Here is a 21,330-nt window from a genome sequence, read left to right on the forward strand (position 1 = left end):
ATGAGCTATCAAAAATTAAGCCGTGACCAGATTGCTGAACGTGTCGCACAAGATATTCCCGATGGTGCTTATGTCAACCTCGGCATTGGCCTTCCCACCAAGATTTCAAACTATCTTCCAGCAGACAAAGATGTATTCCTACATTCTGAAAATGGCTTACTGGCATTCGGACCACCACCTGCCGAAGGTGAAGAAGACCCTGAACTGATCAATGCAGGCAAAGAATACGTCACCATGCTGACGGGTGGCAGCTTTTTCCATCATGGCGATTCCTTTGCCATGATGCGCGGCGGACATCTGGATATTGCGGTACTCGGTGCTTTTCAGGTGGCAGCCAATGGTGATCTAGCCAACTGGCATACTGGTGCAGCGGATGCGATTCCTGCGGTGGGTGGTGCAATGGATCTGGCGGTGGGTGCCAAGAAAGTATTTATCACCACCGATCACACCACCAAGCAAGGTGAACCTAAGATTGTTGAAGCGCTTTCATATCCAGCAACAGGCTTGAAATGTGTTGATCGGATTTATACCGATCTGTGTGTGATTGACGTGACTACAGAAGGTCTAAAAGTGATTGAGAAAGTGGATGGTCTGAGCTTTGAGGAGTTACAGGCGTTGACAGGTGCTCAGTTGATTGATGCGACTCAAGCTTAAGGATTGAAATCCCCCTGAATCCCTCTTTGTTAAGGGGGACTTCATCTAAACAATAGAGAGAAGTCTCCCTCCTTTTTAAAGGAGGGATTAAGGGAGGATGAAAAGGAAAAAACACATGAAAAACGCTTATATCATTGATGCCATCCGTACCCCATTTGGTCGTTATGCTGGCGGTCTTGCACCAGTACGTCCAGATGATTTGGGAGCTATTCCCATTCAGGCCTTAATGCAACGTAACCCAAGTGTCGATTGGCAACAAGTCGATGATGTTATCTATGGCTGTGCCAATCAGGCAGGTGAAGACAATCGTAATGTCGGACGTATGTCAGCCTTATTGGCAGGTTTGCCTTATCAGGTGCCAGCAACCACAGTAAACCGTTTATGTGGTTCATCCCTAGATGCGATTGCCATGGCTGCCCGTGCCATTAAAGCCAACGAAGCTGACCTGATTATTGCAGGTGGTGTGGAAAGCATGAGCCGTGCCCCTTACGTGATGGGCAAATCGGACAGTGCCTTTGGCCGTAGTCAAAAGATTGAAGACACCACCATGGGCTGGCGTTTTATCAATCCAAAACTCAAAGCAATGTATGGCGTGGACAGCATGCCGCAAACCGCAGAAAACGTGGCGGAACAATTCAATATCAACCGTGCTGATCAAGATCAGTTTGCTTTAACCAGCCAACAACGTACTGCCACTGCACAAGCCAAAGGCTTCTTCTCTAACGAAATCGTGCCTGTGACGATTCCACAGCGTAAGGGCGATGCCATTGTGGTGGATAGTGATGAGCATCCACGTGCATCAACCACGTTAGAAGCTTTAACCAAACTCAAAGGCGTGGTCAAAGCCGAAGGTACAGTCACCGCAGGCAATGCGTCTGGGATTAATGATGGTGCAGCAGCGTTGTTGATAGCGTCGGACCAAGCAGTGGAAAAATATCAACTCAAACCGCGTGCCAAAATTATTGCAGCAACCACAGTTGGGGTTGAACCAAGGATTATGGGTTTTGCGCCTGCACCTGCGATCAAGAAATTACTTAAGCAAGCCAATCTCTCTTTAGCGCAGATGGATGTGATTGAGTTAAACGAAGCCTTTGCGGCACAAGCCCTAGCTGTGACCCGTGATTTAGGTTTGAGCGACGACGATGCACGAATTAACCCGAATGGTGGTGCAATTGCTTTGGGTCATCCACTCGGTGCATCAGGGGCACGTCTGGTGACCACCGCTTTAAACCAGCTTGAACAGATCAAAGGTGAATATGCCTTGTGTTCGATGTGTATTGGTGTCGGTCAGGGGATTGCTCTGATTATTCAACGTGTTGATCAAAATTAAGGAATAGCGAATGTTAGTTTTTCAATCTGGCGATGCACAGATCAATTATCAAACTTTTGGTGATTCCTCATCCCCTGCTCTGGTATTTTCCAACTCCTTAGGGACCAACTATGGAATGTGGCAAAAGCAGTTCAATTATTTTAAACAACATTTTTATGTAATTTGTTATGACACTCGTGGTCATGGTTCATCATCAACCCCAACAGGTCCTTATACGCTCAAACAACTGGGTGAAGATGTCATCCGCTTACTTGATCATCTAAACATTGAAAAAGCAAATTTTTGCGGTATTTCCATGGGTGGTTTAACTGGTCAATGGCTTGCAATTCATTACCCACAAAGATTTAGCCACGTCATCGTCGCCAATACTGCGGCAAAAATTGGTCAAGAGCAGGCATGGCTGGATCGTGCAATATTAGTCCGTGAACAAGGTTTACAACCCATCGCAGCCACTGCCGCATCACGATGGTTTACAGATCCCTTTATCCAAAGCCAAACGGCGATTGTAAATAATCTATGTAACGACTTAAGTGCTGGCAGCGCTATAGGCTATGCCTATTGTTGTGAAGCTTTGGCTAAGGCGGATGTGCGTGATCAGCTTTTCGAAATCCACATCCCCGTTTTAATTATTGCAGGCACACAAGACCCTGTGACCACAGTGGCAGATGGACAATTTATGCAACAGCAGATTCCAAATGCCCAACTGGTAGAAATCAATGCCTCACATATTTCGAATATTGAACAGGTAAATGCATTTAACCAAGCATTATTCAGTTTTATTAAAAAAACCTAAGTCAAAACAAAGCGCTGTCTCATGAGGCAGCGCAATAATCCGATAGAACTAGAAAAGAGATTAACCCAGTCCAATACAGTTTGGGCTTAACCCATGGATATCTATATTTGATTTTTAAATGGATTTAGCGCCTATTGAATATTTGATCTAAGTTCAATGGCTCTCAGCATAAGGATGATGCAATGCATATCAACCCAGCTCAGAACAATACAGTTTCAAACCCGTTATTTACGCCTAAAAATATGAAACGGGCATGGTTAATTACTGCGCTTTTAGTGCTGTTTCAGATGATTAATTTTGCTGATAAAGCAGTTTTAGGTCTTGTTGCCGAACCAGTCATGGCGGAATTAGGACTCACGGCAACCCAGTTTGGTTTTATCGGCAGTGCCTTTTTTTTCTTGTTCGCAATCTCTGGAATTGCCGTTGGCTTTATTGCAGAAAAAGTTCAAACACGCTGGTTGCTTTTGATCATGGGTTTAAGTTGGGCGCTGTTACAGTTCCCCATGCTTTTAGGCAGTGGCCTCACTACATTATTGGTCACCCGTATTGTACTCGGTGCAGCAGAAGGCCCTGCTTCATCAATCTCATTAACCCATGTTCAAGGTTGGTTTGAACCCAGTGCTCGCGGTTTTCCGAGTAGTCTCGTTGCTTCGGGAACCATGCTTGGCCCAATTATTGCTGCACCCATTTTGGCCTACATTATTGCCCATCCGAATTGGGGCTGGCGTTGGGCGTTTGGTTTTCTCGGTGTTGTAGGTATCCTCTGGAGCCTGTTATGGCTCTTAATCTGCAAAGAAGGTCCTTATAGTCATTTTCATAAAGTTCAAAATTCAGCAACTCCTGTAATTACCGAAACCAAAGAGGATGAGCGCAAAAATCAAAGTATTATCTCTTTTGTTGATCATTTAAAACCTGTCCCTATTTTCAAGATTTTTTTCTCACAAATGTTTATCTCAGCTTTTCTGGCTGGCTTAGGTTGTTTTTGGTCCTTAGGTTTTTTAACCACATGGGCTGTAAAATATATTGCCTCGACTCACCAATTCTCTCCAGAAATCATTGCCTTTATTTCCAGTTTCCCTTGGATTCTGGGGGCCATCACCTTGGCGATTGCAGGCTATATTTCTAAACTACTGTTGCAAAAAGGGCGAAGCGTTCATGTCGCTTTTGGCGTGGTCTTTGGCTTACTTTTATTATTTTCAGGTTTTGCCTTTTATCTGCTACCTCTTTCAACAGGACACCTCAATCTACTCCTCATCACAGTTGCAGCTGGATTTTCCATGTGTTTTCCACTGGCGACAATGACAGTCAGTTATAGCGTTTGCCCTCAACAACGTGCCGCCGTTATGGCAACCTTAGTCGCAACAGCATCCATTGGTGGAATAATTTCACCAACAATGGTGGGATATTTGATGGATCATGCAGGTTATATCAGCCCAGCCAAAGGTGTCCCACTCACAGCACAAATGCTAGAAAACCTGACTACAGGAATGAACCAAGGTTTTCATTCTATTGGCCTCTACTTGGTGATCGTTGGTTTAATCAATATTCTCTTTCTCAATCCAGACCGTTTGGCTAAAAAACTGATGCGTTAATGGTCTAATCCATGAATAAACGATTAAAACCAGAAAATGGTACTAAAGAGGACAATATTTCTTACACTTTTTAAGGAAAGCTATGCCAGCTATAGCTTCCCTTAAATCAAAAATAATAATCATTAGCATTAAAATCAAATCACATATTATCCTGCTTTAAGTTTAGTCAATGCCAAAGCATCATTGTTAATTTGATCAAGGCAAAAGGACATTTCTCTAGATTTAACAGGACATCAGCATGTTGTTACCCCCATCAAAAGCTAGCAACAAAAAAACAATCAGTATCTTTCAACTGATCATGATGATCTTACTTTGTAACTCTTCAACGACTGCTGTGGCTGAGGATCATTCCATACCAATGAATCCGGCGTCTTCAAAAGTTGCCAAATCGACGCTTCCGACGATTAAGGTAGTTGCTGAGCAGGTTACGCCTACAATTTATGCGGGCGGACAAATATCTCGAACTGGGCAAATTGGAATTTTGGGCAATAAGGATTATATGGACACGCCTTATAGTCAGGTAAGTTATAGCTCAGATACCATTCGCCACCAGCAAGCACTTAGTATTGCTGAAACACTGACTACAGCTGATGCTTCTGTTCGTACAACCACGGGAAGCACCAATCGTTACGATGCCCTCACCATCCGTGGCTTTCGGATTGAAAATGATGACATGGCTTTAAATGGATTGTTTGGTCTGGTTCCTGCTTATCGTGTTGGTGTTGATCCCGTTGAACGTATTGAACTCATTCGTGGTGCCAGTGCTTTTTTATATGGCATGTCTCCATTCGGCGGTATTGGTGGCAATGTGAATGTCGTCACAAAGCGAGCGGATAAGCAGCCGCTCACCCAAGTGACAACTGAATATAGTTCTGATCAACACTTCGGTATCCATGCTGACCTAGGACGACGTTTCGGAGAAAATCAAGAGTTTGGTTTACGACTGAACACAGCATATCGTGATGGTGATACCAGTATTGACCATCAAAATTCAAGAAATAGTTCACACTCTTTAGGAATAGACTACCAAGTAGATCGTTTCAATCTTTCCACAGATATCATTTATCAAAAAGATATGATGAGCCGAGCGATACGCGGTTTAACGCCTATCACAGGAATTCGCATCCCCAAGGCTCCCGACCCCAACATTAACTTATCCGCTTTATTTGATTACTCTAATGCTAACAGCTTAACTTTTTTGACCCGTGGCGAATATCAACTCAATGATACCTTCAATATATATGGTGCAGTTGGCCATAATCGCTTTGAATATGACAAACAAGAAGCACCAGGGCTAACAATATTGAATAGTGAAGGCGATACACGTTCGACCTCAAACTTCCAGCAGGGCCATAATACAACTGTCTCAGCTGAGCTTGGCACTAGAGCTACAGTATCTACAGGACCTCTTCAACATCAATTGGTTTTAGCTGCAAATACCTTTCGCCAACAAGGATGGTTTGAACAAACCCAATATGGTAATTACCTCACCAATATTTATCATCCAACTTATCCAGATAGCCCAGGAGAGCCCATTTCTATTACACCAAAGTCAAAAAGTAATGAAACCATTTTAAAAAGTATCGTCTTAGCAGACACATTATCTTCGCCCCAAGAGCAAGTTCAATTCACAATTGGCCTACGTCACCAGCAGGTTGAAACCAGTAACTTTTCAGCTAATGGTGAAAAAACCAATCTTTATCATGAAAGTGCGACAACCCCTTCATTTGCTTTGGTATATAAACCCTTTAAACAGCTTTCTTTTTATACCAACTACATAGAGGCCCTAACCGCAGGTGCAAAACCTCCAGCCGATGCTGCAAATTTTAATCAGGTCTTCGCCCCTTATAAATCTAAGCAATATGAGATTGGGAGTAAATTTGACCTAGGTGCTTTTGGTGGTACATTCGCACTTTTTCAAATCCGTATGCCTACAGGCATTGTCGACCCAGAAACCAACATTTATAGCCTGAAAGGTGAACAACAAAACCGAGGTGTTGAGTTAAATGGTTTTGGAAATATTAGTCCTACACTGCATTTTCTAGGTGGTATGACTTATTTAGATGGGAGATTACGCCGGACACAAAATCGTGAACATGACCATAATCATGCGATTGCTACACCACAGTTCCTTGCCAATTTAGGTCTGGAATGGGATACCTCTTTTGCTCCTCAACTGGTACTAACAAGTCGTATCATACATAACGCAAAAGCCTACGTAAGCGCAGATAACAGCCAATCTGTGCCAAACTGGTCACGCTTTGATTTAGGTGCTCGATATCATACCCAAATTGGTCATACACCTATTACCTTTCAGGCCAACTTAAATAATGTTTTTAATAAAGCCTATTGGGAAGCCAATCCTAGTAGCTATATGACGGTAAGTACACCAAGAACGCTGTTACTCTCGACGACTTTCAATTTTTAAAGTTATCAACCTAGCGTCCTTCATTAAAGTCTTGCGAATACAAGACTTTTTTAATTTCCAATAGAATAAAAATATTAAAGCTCTCTCATTTAATAGATTAAAACGCTCATAAAGTATAAAGATATACCCACAAGGTAATGGAAAATTACATAGATAAATCACCATAATTTTACTCAATAAACAAGGCATGTTCATCCGTGAATCATTTCAGCATCAGAAATAAGATCTTCAAATTATTCACACTTAAATCATAGCGAAATAAGGATATCTAAAAATTGAAAAATCATGAACCTACTTATCAGTCAATCTTTCAACATGCTCTGTTTAGAAATGGAGTTTTAGCGCTAGGTTGTGCCACTCTAATAGGATGTAATTCATCTTCAAATTTAGAAATACCTCCTACGTCAAAACAGATCACCATCAAACGAGATAGCTTTGGTACACCACATGTCTATGCAAATGACACCTACGGTCTTTTTTTTGGCTATGGTTATGCAGTGGCAACCGATCGCTTATTTCAAATGGAGATGTCAAAACGTACTGGGCAAGGTACGGTCGCTGAAGTACTCGGACCCGACTATTTGCAATACGACATTGCAACACACAGCCGTTTTGATCCAGAAAATATCAAACAGCAACTTGCCCAACTTTCCCCAGAAGACCGTGCCATTTTTGATGGTTATGCAGCAGGTTTTAATAAACGGGTTAAAGAAGTCCTAGCCAACCCAGCACTTATGCCAAAAGAGTTCATTGATTATGATTTCAAACCCTCTACATGGCAGTCAGAAGATATTGCACTGGTGTGGGTCGGCTTAATTTTAAACCGCTTTTTCTCGGCGAGTTCAGAAGTCGCAAATTTAGATCTGCTCACACAATTACAAAAGGAAAAAGGTCAAGAGCAAGGCTTAAAAGTGTATCAACAGTTGCGTTGGTTAGATGATCCAACCGCCCCCACCATCATCCAATCTGACCAGAAACCACAATTTTCAGCCCGCCAACAGGCAAAGACTAAACAGATTTTACCGATCTCAAACTCAGCCGCTGCACGTTATTTAGCTCAAGCACGTATTGCCATGGGTAAAAGCGTGGTTGATGGCGTACCTACTGCAAGTAATGCTTGGGTTTTAACAGGTAACAAAACGGTAGAAGGACAAACGGTTTTATATAATGGCCCACAACAAGGATGGTATACCCCTGCAATTACCTATGGGATTGGTTTACACGGCGCTGGCTATAATTTAACAGGCATTACCCCTGTGGGCTTACCTGCTATTTTATTTGGAACCAACGGCAAAATTGCATGGGGTTCAACAGTTGGATCACTGGACACCAATGATGTCTATCAACTCAATGTCAACCCAAGTAATGCCAAGCAATACCTGTATAAAGGCGACTATATTCCCTTTGAGCATAGACAAGTCAAGATTAAGGTCCGCAGCCAAGCCGATTATGTACTAAATGTCTATAAAAGCAAACAAGGTTTTGTCAGTGCGTGGGATGAAAAAAATCATACCGCGTATGCACAAAAACGTAGCTGGGAAGGTGTCGAAGTTGAAACATTATTGGGTTGGGCCAATGCTGCGAAAGCGACCAGTTGGGAGGAGTTTCTCAATCAAGCCAAACGTGTTGCAGCATCAATCACCTGGTTCTATGCCGATACCAAAAACAATATTGGTGTCGCTGCATTAGGACGTTTACCGATCCGTCCAGAAAACCAGCACATTCAGCTACCTGCACAAGGTGATGGCTCAATGGAATGGCAAGGCTTCTACGATTTCTCACATAATCCCAAACAATATAATCCTGAAAAAGGCTATATCAGCAGCTGGAATAATAAAGCGTATGCAGGTTTACGTTCTGATTCTTCCAATTTTTCGCATGTCGATCGCGTCAATGAACTGATTGAACCTTTGGAAAGCAAACAGAAATTAAGCCAACAGGACATTTGGGATATTAATAAAACAGGCGCGTGGTCAGATCTAAATGCGCGCTATTTTATTCCATACATGATCAAAGCAGCTCAAAGCGAAAAAGCATCCCCTTTGGCTAAAAAAATTGCGCCTTTATTAGCAAATTGGGATCTAAAATTACGCCCAGACAGTGAAGCTAAATATTATCAAGGTGCGGCACCTGCCATCATGCGCGCATGGCTGAATCAAATGATCATATCGGTATTAAAACCAAACTTATCTGAAAGTATTTACCAGCGTTATACTGATACCCTTTACCCTGTCAATAATGATCCTCGCAGTGCTCAACCAGCCAGCGCATCAAAATTGATCTGGAATACCCTTCAAGGCAAACAGGCAAGTGTTCCACAACATGTTGATTTCTTAAAAGGTCAAACTGCAGACGAGGTTGTGTTCACTGCACTGGAAAATGCTTTAAATGAGCTCTCCAAGCAATACCAGTCGGCTGAACCAAGTGACTGGAAAATTCCTGTTGCGACGATGGGTTTTTCCGCCAAAAATTCAGTGGGTATTCCATGGGCTGATCTTGCACATCAACAAAAGCTGAGCACATATGGCAATACAGGCAGTGCAACCTTTAGAGTGGTGCTCAATCCGAATCATGTCAGTATGTGTTCAATCTTAGCCCCAGGCCAAAGTGGTTTCATTGATCAGCATGGTAGACCTGATGCCCATTTTGCAGACCAATTGTCATTATTTGAAAATTATACATGTAAGGATGATGCTGTTGATCAGAAGCAAATTGAGCAATCTAGTCAACAAAGTATAACCTTAGACTATTAAAAGACTCAGCTGACATTTAAGCTTCTGTTAAAGCAGCAAAATATTCTCAAGATATTTTGCTGCTGAGATTGTATTTACATGATTATTTATGGAAATGATGCACAAATCTTAAAATCACACTGGTTCCTTGTGGCCGATTTTCGGCATCTTGCTCGAAATAAGCATTAGCCACCAAATGATCATGTTGTGAAAAGCTATACATTGCTCCGGGACCAATTGCCCAAACTTGCTCACGCCGACCTTTCACTTTTTCGCCATCGACTTCTGTATCAGTGATTTGTTTTAACCAATACCCATTTACCCCCAAACGGAGTTGCGGATTCACTGCGTAACTGGTTTCAAAGTTTGCATGAAAAGCTTGCCCTGCCTGCATGTCATCAGCATTGCCAAAACTATAATTTGGATCATCATTTTTAAAGTTATACAGATAATGTAATCGCGTTGATACCGTCCATTGAGGATTTAACCAATAAGTCGCAGCCCAATACGGATCTAAAGACACGGCATTTGCACTTGGGTTAATGTCTTTGTTGCGATCATAGCGTCCAGTGGGCAAATTCATTTGGAATTCAAAACGATGAGAAAATTTCGGTCCATTTTCTCCCATAATCGGATCAAACTGAATAAATGGCCCAATCAGCAAATCACCTAATCCTCGTTGCGCCTTGATTGCCTGATTATTTAAGCCATCATCCACATCAATATGCCCAAGGATAGGTACTAGCATATTTAAACCGATATTTCCGCCAGCCACTTTAATATCAGACATATAGCTGATTTGCTGGACGATCGCCTGATAATCAATTTCTGATCGAGGCAGTGGAATTTTGTTGCCTTGTGCATCTCGAATACTATCGGCACTATAATTTTGAAAATAGGTTTGTGCATACCAACCTGTCCCTGCAGGAACAGCACCATCGACAAAGCTCGACATACCTAAATTAATGGTGGGTAGATCACTGGCATAAAGCGCACCAGAACTGCACAACAAAGTTAAAGCGATTGATTGTTTTTTCATTTTAATATCCTTATTTTACGCAAAAATATCCTCAAGGAGATGTCGAATGCCGACATCTCCTAGTTTTGCTGTTTAGAATGAATTGATTTAGTAGCGAATCATGACCGATTTCAATTCGGTATAGTCCTCAATAAATGCATCCGAGAATTCACGTCCTATCCCTGATGCTTTTACCCCGCCAAAAGGCACTGCTGGATCAAGGAAGGTATGCATATTCACCCAGATAGAACCTGCTTCCACCCGAGGAATTAATCGTAATGCTTTCGACAAATCATTGGTCCATAAGCTTGCGGTTAAACCAAAGCGTGAATGATTCATCATTTCAATTAACTCATCATCACTGTCAAATGGCGTTACAGAAATCACAGGTCCAAAAGTTTCCTCCAAAAATAAAGGATCATTGATATCCTTCACCGCAAGCAAAGTTGGTTCGACAAAATAACCCGTTTGCTCCAGTACCTTTCCACCTGAAATGATCTGCTGATTTTGCTGAGCCAGATCAAGATAATGTTTTACTTTTTCAAGATGTGGTTTATTCGATAAAGGCCCAAGCATGCTTGATTCATCCAGCGGTGAACCAATTTTCAGTTGTTGAATTGCAGCGGCTGCCTTTTGTACTAGCTCATCATATTTAGAACGGTGTACCAAGAAACGCTCAGGTGCTGCGCAGACTTGCCCTTGATGTACATAAGTTGCTTGTAACAAGGTAGGTAAAATTTCATCGATATTGGCATCCGCTAAAATTGCCGCTGCATTTTTGCCACCGAGCTCTAAACTGATATGTTTTAAATCATTGCCAGTTGCCTGCTTACCAATCGCAATTCCTGTTGGCACAGAACCTGTGAAGGAAACTTTTTTGACTAACTTCGAGTCGATCAAGTGCTGACCTGTTTGTCCTGCACCTGTTACGACGTTAATCACACCCGCTGGAATTCCTGCTTCAATCGCAAGCTCTGCCAAACGTAATAAAGAAAGTGTAGTGAACTCACTCGGCTTCACAACAATAGTACAACCTGTAGAGAGCGCTGAACCAATCTTCCAGATTCCAATCATCAATGAAAAATTCCATGGCACAATACCTGCGACCACACCAACAGGTTGACGTATGGTATACGCAGTGTATTTTTCACCATTTGCGGATGGAATCGAAGGTTGCATAGTTTGACCATGAATTTTGGTCGCCCAACCCGCAAAATAACGTAAGAAGATAACAGTATTGGCCACTTCCAGATGTCTAGCCAAATTAATTAACTTACCTGTAGTCAAGGTTTCCAACTGTGCTAATTCTTCAGCATGCGCTTCAACCAAATCTGCCAATTTATTCAGTTTGATGCCACGTTCGTAGGGCGAGGTATTGGCCCAAGCATTGGTAAATGCGATATGTGCGCTCTGTACTGCTTTTTCGACATCACCCTGACTACCCACAGCAATGGTTGAAACAACCTGTTCTGTTGCAGGGTTAATTAATTCTATGCGTTGCGGATTGTCAGCATTAACCCATTTACCATCAATAAAATGACCATGTTGACGCTGAATAAATTGCTGAACACTCGCTAAAACGTGTACTTCACTCATCTTTCTATCCTCGTTTTAATACAATCAGAGATAAAACCATCAAGCGTTATTGACGATAAAATCAGCACCGCGCTCACCAATCATGATTGCGATGGCATTGGTGTTGCCACTTGGAACTTGTGGACATATTGAGCAGTCGATGACTCTTAAATTTTGGAAACCATGAACTTTTAAGTTTTGGCCCGTGACGGAATCCTGTGCAGAATTCCCCATTTTGCAACTGCCTGCTGGGTGATAAACAGTTTTGATATTTTGACGCATCCATTTATCAATTCCTGCTATATCATCTGGATCAATATTCGCAGGCTCGATGACCTGTTTCACAATCGCTTTGAGTGCAGGTTGCTGTAATAGACGCAGACCCGCTTGTACTGCTCGAATATTGGCATCAATATCGTCTTGATGGCCCAAATAATTTGGATCAATAATCGGAAATGCCTGAGGGTCCTTACTGCTTAAACGTAAAGTTCCCCTTGCTTTAGGTTGTACATGTCCAACCTTAATCGTGAGCCCGTGTTCTAATGCCTCTGCTTTTTCTCCTGGAGTATTATCAAAATTATCCAGCACAGGTAAGAAATGGAATTGGACATCTGGTCGGCCATTGTTATTGGTGTCGATAAATCCACCACCTTCCAAAATATTTGAAGTTAACAACCCTGAACGTGTAAAACGCCATTGTAGAAAATGTCGTACTGCTTTTAGACCTTGGTCTTCACCCAATAGGCTATTATTCGTCGTTACTGTTGCATTGACTGACATATGTAAATGGTCATGAAAATTTTCGCCTACAGGTAAATCCTGAATACACTCAATTCCTAATTCGTCTAAATGCGCTTTTGGGCCTATACCTGAGAGTAAAAGAACTTTAGGACTCCCAATTGCCCCAGCACTTACCACAACCTCTTTACGAGCCTGTGCTGTCACAGGTGTCTTTCCTGCAACGCTGTATGTAACACCCGTTGCTTTATTACCTTGCGTTTCAATTTTGTGGACCAATGCATCGGTAATTACGGTAAGTGCAGGATTATTTTCAACTGATTTCAAATAGGTTTTTGACGTACTGGCTCGCTCACCATTTTTGGTCGTGGTTTGGTAGAACCCAACACCAGCCTGATCCCAGCCATTTATATCGTTGACATATTTCATGCCCATTTCTTGACCAGCGCGAATACAGGCCAAAGTCAATGGATGACGATAACGGTTTTCACTCACAGGCAAGATGCCATCTTGTCCATGATATTGGTCACCCAAACTTTCATTCTGTTCAGCTTTTTTGAAAAAGGGTAAAACATCCTGATAGGACCATTGATTACAACCCCATTCTGAAGCCCATAGGTCATAATCCTGACGTTGCCCACGGCAATAAACCATCCCATTAACCGAGCTGCCACCACCAAGCACTTTGCCTTGTGCAAGAATCATTTCACGATGATTACAATGCTGTTGTGGTACTGTCATATACGGCCATGATTTTTGCTGAAACACTTTAATCACTGTGGCAGGGATCGTATGGAACATACTGCTGTCTTTGCTCCCTGCTTCCAAAACCAACACCCGCCCAGCTTTTGCTTCAAGTAATCTTGCTGCAACGACACAACCTGCCGAACCTGCACCTATGATGATGTAGTCATATTCTGTCTTCATTCTGCTTCCCTATGAATTAAATTCCTTTAGTAGAATTTGACATTTATTGGGTAGCTTGTTCTTGTCAAAATGCGACGGAGATAGGGTAAAAAAGTGACATCTAGACTATAAATAACAATAATAAGCTTATGTTTTTGCTCTAAACGCTTTAGGAGAGATTCCCACAGTTTTTCTAAACAATTTTGAAAAATGTGCACTGTCTCCAAAACCACATTTCATCGCCATTTCTGTAATAGATAAGTTCTTATTTTTATTGTCTTTAAGATCATATTGAACTTTTTCTAGCCTGCGCATTTGAATATATTTATGGATTGAGGTTTCTTCGTTCTTGAATAAACGATATAGCTGTCTGAGAGAAATATTCAAATGATCTGCAATCATTTGAGCATTCAAATTAGGATGGACTAAGTTTTCTAAAATAAATCGTTCTGCTTTCAACCTGTGATGGTCAATCATTTCAATATTTTTGTAATTAATGGTCGGTTTAATTAAAGCAATTAAGGCATCTTCAAAAGCATTGCCATCTTCTTTTGCATACCAAAGTTCAATATTTGCAGCTGATAAACTTTGCAACAAACATTTAAGTAGATGGCCACTCATATTTGAGGTAATTAATTTGCCAAAATAATCGGTTGTAATACCTTGCTTGAATAGTTTTTCACGAGAGAGGTGTACAGAAATATGAGTAAATAGCCCTTGAGGATACATTTCAATCGTTTCATTGGGGTCCAGTAGAACAATATCGCCTTCCTTTAAACTAATATCCTGATTCTTATAGCCAATACGCATTTTCCCTGTATGTTGCAATACAAGAAAACAGAAACGATCGTTGACTCGATCCGCCATTCCTTTTTTTCTTAAAAAGTAAATCGCATTACTTTTAATAAAGACAATCTCGGTTTCACCCAATAAAAAAGACTGCACTTCACCAATGAACAAATCAGGTTGCTTATCAAAACTGGTTTTAAAATCACCACAAACATTTTGAATATTTTCAGACCACTGTGTCATTTCACTTTTTTTATGCTTATCCATCCTTGTTTCCCTCGAATAGATCGATGAAATCAGTTTTAAGGTATCCAGCCTCTAATTAAAACATTTGGCCTATACAGTTAAAGAAAGAAGAAAAACCTGAGATTAGGCCTAACTATCTTTATCTAAAATCAATGCTCAATTAAAAAAACCGACAAGAACGTTTATTCCTGTCGGTTTCCAGCATGTTATGCAATTCCTGCAATATCTTTCAGAATCTTAATGAAAATCTCTTTTTCATCATCTGGATATTTTGCAAACACCTCATTTTGATGGCTATCTGCAATATCAAACAGATAGTGGGCAGTTTTCTTGCCTTTTTCTGTCAATTTAAAAAAGCCATCGCTTTCAAGTAACAAACCATCTTTTTTCAGGATTGCCGCAGCTTGCTCGACTTCACGCATTGGCATGGCGATATCACGTGGTAAATCTGCTTTGTTTGAAGCAGTACCACTGCCTAGAACCAATAATAAACGTGCCTCACTGGTACGGAATCCCGTCACTAATTGCTTTGGGATATAGTCCGTTTGATAAAACTTAAATGCGCGGCTCATCAAATAGCAGACATTGCCATATAAATGGCCCTGATACATTTCGCCGACATCCTCATCTTCCCCTGTCTCTTTCAACTGCAATAACGGATGTGGAATGACACCAGAATATGCACCTTGGTGATAAACCAAAGGACTACGCCCTTGATCATGGAAATTCACCACTTTGCCAACGATAATCCAGTGATCACCACCTTCAATAATCTGATGGCGTTCACACTCAAAAACCGCTGAACAATTCTCCAGCATTGGTGCAGAACCAGCACCTTCCCGATAGTTTGTACCTTCGTACTTATCAATATTACGGCGTGAAAATTTATTAGACAGGTCAATTTGTGAGCCTGACAAAATGTTTACGGCAAAATGTGACGCCTGCTCAAACACGGGGAAACTGGATGAGTTTTTATCAATACTCCATAAAATCAGTGGTGGGTCCAAAGACACTGAGTTAAAACTATTGGCAGTCACGCCCACTTTTTCACCTTGTTCATTTTGCGCGGTCATGATGGTGACACCTGTTGCAAAATTACCTAAGGCACGTCTGAACTTCATTGGATCTATTGTGATTTCATCCATTGTTTTTAATGAGTTCATTATTCTCTCCTGAATCCTTTATCCTATTTTCGGCCTGTATCTGATATGGATTTATCCTGCATAAATCCATTAAATATCAAGAACCAACCGTGCTGACTTAGAGCGGGAACAACACACCAATATTTGCTCATTGCTGGCTTTTTCTTCATCGGTAAAATATACATCGCGGTGGTCTGGTTCACCTTCAATCACATCGCACATGCAAGTACCGCAAACGCCTTGCTCGCATGACATCTCAATTTCAATGCCTTCACGAGCCAAGGCTTGCAAAATGGTTTCTTCAGAATTGACCAAAATGATTTTGCCACTGCGTTCGGCCACCACTTCAAAAGCCTCACCACCTGTTTCCACTTCAACCTGAAAATATTCTTTATGAATTTGCTGTTCTGGAAAGCTTTGAGTAACGGCCAAATTAATCACCCAGTCCATGAAGCCATTCGGGCCACAGGTATAGATATGACTTGCAGCATCAATACCCTTGATTGCAGACTGGAAAAATTCACGATGGCTGGCACCCTCAGATTTAAAATGAAAGGTGGTGAAAGGTGCTAATGCGCCTGTTTTAATTTCATCCACAAAGGCGCAGCGTTCAGGGCTAGCGCCACAATAATGCAATTCAAAAGATGCACCTTCTTGCGCCAATTGATAGGCCATGGTGATTAATGGGGTGATACCAATACCACCACCAATCAGCACTGAATGTTTGGCTTTCACCAGAGGGAAAAGATTTTTAGGCTCACTGACCTGAATCTGCATGCCATTTTTCAATTCATCAAATGCTGAAATTGAACCACCACGAGATTCTGGATCACGTAAAATCCCTAAACGGAATTTTCCTAAGTCATTCGGATTTTGGCAAAGTGAATATTGACGTACCATACCGTTGGGCAAATGCACATCAATATGGGCACCAGCCTCAACTTTTGGCAAAGCTGTCGATGTTGCAGATTCAAACTCCATGACTGCAACATTTTCACCTTCAACATGTCGGTTTTTGACAACAACATTATAAAGTGTAGTCATGATTAATCTCCTTTTACGTGTTAAACCAATGGCTTAACGCATAAATAATCCACCGTTAATATCCCATGTCGCACCCGTTACAAAGGCTGCACTTGGGCTTGCCAATAAAGCACAGGTTTCAGCAATAAACTCCATGCTACCCAATGCTTTGACAGGTATATTTTGAATAAACTGTGACATTTTCTCGTCAGATACAACACTGTGTACGATTGGTGATTCCATAGGTCCAGGTGCAATCGCATTCACCGTAACGCCCTTGGCTGCAAACTCTTTGGCAAAGATTTTTGTCAATGTCACAATGGCACCTTTAGTTGCTGCATAGTGCGCACCTGTTGCCGTCCCACCATTTTGACCAGCTAAAGAAGCCATATTGACAATGCGACCATAGCCTTGATCTGCCATATATTTGCCAATGATCTGACAGGCTTGAAAAGTACCACGTTGGTTGACTTGCGTAATCCAATCAAAATCAGCGGCAGTGATGTCCAAAACAGGCGTTGCTTTGGTGACCGTGGCATTGTTAATCAGCACATCAAGCTTGGAAAACTTTTGCGTAATCCACTGCACAGCTGCATGAAAATCAGCTTCAACTGAAATATCTAATTTCAGTGGGAACAGATTTTCGGCATGTGGACTACGAACTTTGGCAGCTTCAGCCTTTTCCAAGGTACTTGCAGAAAGAATGACCTGATGCCCCTGACTGGCAAAATATTCTGCAATGACATTACCCAAACCAGAAGCGGCGCCAGTCACTAAAACAACCTGTTTCATTTTTGTTCTCCTAGAGAATGTAACTGATACCCGCTAAAGTATCGGTAGAGTTAACTAAATTGATAATTTTACGATTGATTTTAAAGCCCTGATCGGTATCACGAGCTAAATGAAAAGTCACATCAGCAGTGTAGTGTTTCAAACTTTCCTTACGGAACTCGCGTAAATTTTGTGCACAACGCAAGATAATTTCACCATCTTCATCTTTGATGATACGAACACGTGACACACTACGCACTGTATTGGCCTTTGGAGATGCTGAAATCGCCTCACCATTTTCTAAACGGGCAACACGTAATTTGCGCATATGATGATCATCATAGGCATAGTTCAAATTATTTTCGTAATCGGTCAAACTCGAGTCGATTGGAATGATATAAACACCCTTTTCATTCCATAGATTAAGCCACGCATCATGTTCAGAATGATCCAGCATATCGGCTTCAGCCCAGATAAAAGCGGTCACTTCATTCAATAAATTTAAATCAATTTTCATCGCGCTCTCCTTAAGCTGTCATCAACTTTTTCCACTGCTGATATGCAGCACGCATGCCTGTTTCAGCACTCACATCACTTTTTAAACCGTCTTCAGTTTTAACTTCGCCGGGTAGACCGCGATTTAACATGATCCATAAATCATTACCTGCGTTAGCGCCGTGCTGTACGCGCTCCCAAGCCTCTGAATCATCTGGCGTACCGAAACCAAATGGACCTTGGAAATGTTCATGCAAACGTAAACGATATTGGTTGGCAATTTGTGGACCACCATCCATGGTAATCACAGAATGGTGAATTTCAGTTTCATGTGCAGAAATTGGTTGCATCACACGGAAGAACGCCATTGAACAAGCAATATTCGGGAACAAGTTCAAGTTGAATCCAGAACCACCGACTGCACGAACAATGCGGCGAACTTCAAGTTCAGCATGACCTTCATCACGTAGTGCTTGTGCCAAATCTTCGAAACGCTCCTGAATCGGACGTTCCATCAATTCTTCATCTAAATCGACTAACTCTGGAATCATCACCATGACACTGTGACCATTACCTAAGTCTTCGACATAACCAGGTTGATTTTCAAAGTTAAATAATTCTTCTGTCTTTTCATCCACAGAACTTAAGAATGACTTGTGTACCAATGGGAAATGGTAAGCATCCGTGGTATTTTCCAGCTGAATTTTCCAGTTGCCAGGGAAACGGAAACGATGTTCACCCAAGACTTTAATTGGATAACCTGCCCCTTGTTTCATAAACAGATCAATCCATTTTTTCGCAGCACCCAAAAAATCTTCTAACGGCTCGATGTCCTGTTTAAAGGTCGCGAAAATCATGCCGTTGTATTCTTCAACGCGAAGGCTGATCAATGGAAATTCTGATTTATCTAGGCATTCCCCATAGCTTTCTGGAGAAGGTACACCACGTAATGAACCATCAAGTGCATAACTCCAGCCATGATATGGGCAGACAAAACTATTGGTTTTACCTTTTTTATGTTCACAGACCGTTGCAGCACGGTGACGACAGCGGTTGAGTAAGACATGCACTTTTTTCTTACGATCACGCACCACAACAACAGGCTGCTTACCAATATTGATGGTTTTGTAGCTACCACCTTCTGGAATCTCGCTGGCATGTGCCACCCAAACCCAAGTACTGTAATAAATTTTTTGCATCTCATCTTCAAAGATCTTTTCATCTTTATAAAGGGAGGTATGCGCGCGATCACTTTGCACTAAGCTACTGTAATCGATATCAATATTTTGCATTGGGATAATCTGATTCATGTCAATGATCCTTTTCAATTTGTCCTTTGCCTTAACGCTGGTCTGGTACTGGCAATTCAGCTGTACTGTTCCAATGCGCGACTGGGCGACTAAAAATATTTTCCGTCTGGAAATGTTTGATCTTCCAACGACCATCATTTTGCTGTTTAAATTTCACGCTGAGCTTGGCAGCATTTAAATGGCTACGACCATCTCTAAAGCTTGAAGTTTGCAACATCAGCCATGTTGCATTGGCTTGATCCTGCTCAATGTAAATTTGTTCAGAACTGACAAAGTGAGCATTCATAACGAAATGAGACTGCTTTTGGGTATAATTTTTAAACATGCTGTAAATTGCGTGCCATGAGTCATATCGACCAAAAGATTTGGCATATTTCTCGCCAATGCCTTCCCAAATACTGTCGGCATCAAACAAGTCCATCAGCTCATCTAGATCAGTATTGGCATCTAGCGCATCACAAATTTCCATATAGCGATTGATACAGTTCCGAATCGCATTTTGTGCTTCAAGTAGCGCCAAGCGTTGTAGCACTGTGCTCAAATCTATGTGCTCATTCATCCTCTGATCTCACATCCGTTTTCTATCTCGATTTATAAAGCTTGGTTTATAAATAGCCTGGTGCTGGTTTTAAACCAAAGCTGACAAGACCTGCATTTTGTAAAGTGGCATCGCCCATAAATGCATGTTGGGTCACCACATTGGTGTCATTCACAAAACGACTAAACACGTTATTGCTATAAATCGCAGTCATACCTGCCAACATTTGCATCTTGCGTGCTACACGAGCACATACACGCGCTGCATGTGTACAGGCCAAACGCATATCACTCACTTGCTCAACACTCGGTGTACGACCTGCAACCACTTCTTTCCAGACAATATCCATCGTGTCGTAGAACCAGTTACGCGCTGCTTTGAACTCAGCATCTGACTGAGCAAACTCATATTGCGTTACAGGACGATTAGCAATTTCAGCACCACCTGTAATCGAAGCCTTACCTGGTGCAAGTTGTTTAAATTCGTCTAGCGCTGCAGCTGCCACACCAATACCAACAACAGTCAATACTTGGGTAGCAAGTGATAAAGACGGATATTTAAAAAAGGGTTCAGGCAACTTTGAGGGTTCACCTCGGACAAAGGTCCACTCTTTACTGACCAAAACATTATCCACCACCAAATCATGGCTTCCTGTTCCCTTTAAACCAACCGTGTCCCAAGTCATATCAACTTTAGCTTGATTGGCTGGCATCACTGCCATGCGTGGTAAACCCTGTGCCTCATTGTCTTTTTGTGGCGAAATCCCGACACCGACAATATCTGCACCCATACAGCCACTCGAAAATTTCCAGCGACCGCGGACGACAACGCCCTCATCGGTAATTTCGGCAGGTTGCGGTGGGAAAATGCCGCCAGCGAATACGATGTCAGGACTGTCTTTGTATAAAGTCTTCAAGGTGTCTTCTGGCAAGCTGCCTAAATAAGCGGGACTCATGCCAAAACTTGCCACCCATCCCACTGATCCATCCGCTTTAGACAATTGCTCAATCAGTTCACAAAATTGTTTTGGCGACCATTCATTGCCACCAAAACGCTTCGGTACGAGTGCACGATAGACACCGAGTTTTTTTAATTTATCGATAATGTCCTGACTGACATAGGCTTGATCATCAAACTCGCCAGTACAGGCACGTTCACGGATTTCCTGACACAAAGCTGCCAATTCGGTGGCATTGGTATCAGCAACAAATTCCTGCATAGATAAATTATTCATCACCTAACTCCTTGTT

General features: G+C 41.9%; 17 protein-coding genes. 6 read left to right on the forward strand and 11 right to left on the reverse strand.

Annotated elements, in window-relative coordinates; all coding sequences use genetic code 11:
* From F909_RS10000 to F909_RS09975, 6 genes are all read left to right on the forward strand, one after another.
* A complete protein-coding gene (locus F909_RS10000; protein WP_005150802.1) occupies window positions 1-654 on the forward strand; it encodes a 3-oxoacid CoA-transferase subunit B in 654 nt (217 codons plus the stop codon).
* A 115-nt stretch (window positions 655-769) separates the two neighbouring features.
* Complete coding sequence (pcaF, locus tag F909_RS09995; protein ID WP_005150803.1) at window positions 770-1,984, forward strand: 3-oxoadipyl-CoA thiolase; 1,215 nt, start codon at window positions 770-772, stop codon at window positions 1,982-1,984.
* Window positions 1,985-1,994: 10 nt separating this feature from the next.
* Window positions 1,995-2,777, forward strand: coding sequence for a 3-oxoadipate enol-lactonase (pcaD, locus tag F909_RS09990; RefSeq protein WP_005150805.1), 783 nt, complete (start codon window positions 1,995-1,997; stop codon window positions 2,775-2,777).
* 182 nt (window positions 2,778-2,959) lie between these two features.
* Window positions 2,960-4,369: an MFS transporter gene (locus F909_RS09985; RefSeq protein WP_005150806.1), complete on the forward strand. Its 1,410-nt coding sequence runs from the start codon at window positions 2,960-2,962 to the stop codon at window positions 4,367-4,369.
* A gap of 238 nt (window positions 4,370-4,607) precedes the next feature.
* Window positions 4,608-6,797, forward strand: coding sequence for a TonB-dependent receptor (locus F909_RS09980; RefSeq protein WP_005150807.1), 2,190 nt, complete (start codon window positions 4,608-4,610; stop codon window positions 6,795-6,797).
* Between the two features lie 305 nt (window positions 6,798-7,102).
* Entirely contained in the window at window positions 7,103-9,550 is a 2,448-nt protein-coding gene (locus tag F909_RS09975; protein ID WP_032877961.1) for a penicillin acylase family protein, read from the forward strand.
* 82 nt (window positions 9,551-9,632) lie between these two features.
* On the opposite strand, the gene F909_RS09970 is transcribed toward F909_RS09975, so the two are convergent.
* The 11 genes from F909_RS09970 to F909_RS09920 all read right to left on the reverse strand — a co-directional run bounded on the left by F909_RS09970 (window position 9,633) and on the right by F909_RS09920 (window position 21,314).
* Window positions 9,633-10,568, reverse strand: a complete 936-nt coding sequence (locus tag F909_RS09970) for a SphA family protein (protein WP_005150810.1) — start codon at window positions 10,566-10,568, stop codon at window positions 9,633-9,635.
* A gap of 87 nt (window positions 10,569-10,655) precedes the next feature.
* Window positions 10,656-12,143, reverse strand: coding sequence for an aldehyde dehydrogenase family protein (locus F909_RS09965; protein ID WP_005150811.1), 1,488 nt, complete (start codon window positions 12,141-12,143; stop codon window positions 10,656-10,658).
* A gap of 39 nt (window positions 12,144-12,182) precedes the next feature.
* The gene (locus F909_RS09960; protein ID WP_005150812.1) at window positions 12,183-13,787 is read right to left on the reverse strand and encodes a GMC family oxidoreductase; all 1,605 of its coding nucleotides are present in this window, start codon (window positions 13,785-13,787) and stop codon (window positions 12,183-12,185) included.
* A gap of 126 nt (window positions 13,788-13,913) precedes the next feature.
* Window positions 13,914-14,822, reverse strand: coding sequence for a transcriptional regulator FeaR (gene feaR, locus F909_RS09955; protein WP_005150813.1), 909 nt, complete (start codon window positions 14,820-14,822; stop codon window positions 13,914-13,916).
* 185 nt (window positions 14,823-15,007) lie between these two features.
* Window positions 15,008-15,967, reverse strand: coding sequence for a p-hydroxyphenylacetate 3-hydroxylase reductase component (locus tag F909_RS09950; protein ID WP_171067303.1), 960 nt, complete (start codon window positions 15,965-15,967; stop codon window positions 15,008-15,010).
* A gap of 66 nt (window positions 15,968-16,033) precedes the next feature.
* Window positions 16,034-16,987: a PDR/VanB family oxidoreductase gene (locus F909_RS09945; RefSeq protein ID WP_005150822.1), complete on the reverse strand. Its 954-nt coding sequence runs from the start codon at window positions 16,985-16,987 to the stop codon at window positions 16,034-16,036.
* A gap of 33 nt (window positions 16,988-17,020) precedes the next feature.
* Entirely contained in the window at window positions 17,021-17,758 is a 738-nt protein-coding gene (locus F909_RS09940) for an SDR family NAD(P)-dependent oxidoreductase (protein ID WP_005150823.1), read from the reverse strand.
* 10 nt (window positions 17,759-17,768) lie between these two features.
* Window positions 17,769-18,254: an aromatic-ring-hydroxylating dioxygenase subunit beta gene (locus F909_RS09935; RefSeq protein WP_005150824.1), complete on the reverse strand. Its 486-nt coding sequence runs from the start codon at window positions 18,252-18,254 to the stop codon at window positions 17,769-17,771.
* A 10-nt stretch (window positions 18,255-18,264) separates the two neighbouring features.
* Window positions 18,265-19,542 carry an aromatic ring-hydroxylating oxygenase subunit alpha gene (locus F909_RS09930; RefSeq protein WP_005150825.1) on the reverse strand — a complete coding sequence of 426 codons (1,278 nt, stop codon included), beginning with the start codon at window positions 19,540-19,542 and terminating at the stop codon, window positions 18,265-18,267.
* A 31-nt stretch (window positions 19,543-19,573) separates the two neighbouring features.
* Window positions 19,574-20,101 carry a nuclear transport factor 2 family protein gene (locus F909_RS09925; RefSeq protein ID WP_005150826.1) on the reverse strand — a complete coding sequence of 176 codons (528 nt, stop codon included), beginning with the start codon at window positions 20,099-20,101 and terminating at the stop codon, window positions 19,574-19,576.
* Window positions 20,102-20,147: 46 nt separating this feature from the next.
* Window positions 20,148-21,314, reverse strand: a complete 1,167-nt coding sequence (locus tag F909_RS09920; RefSeq protein WP_005150827.1) for an acyl-CoA dehydrogenase family protein — start codon at window positions 21,312-21,314, stop codon at window positions 20,148-20,150.
* Between the last annotated feature and the right edge of the window lie 16 nt (window positions 21,315-21,330).

The organism is Acinetobacter sp. ANC 3929 (assembly GCF_000369405.1).
In the GTDB taxonomy this organism is placed as follows: Bacteria; Pseudomonadota; Gammaproteobacteria; order Pseudomonadales; family Moraxellaceae; genus Acinetobacter.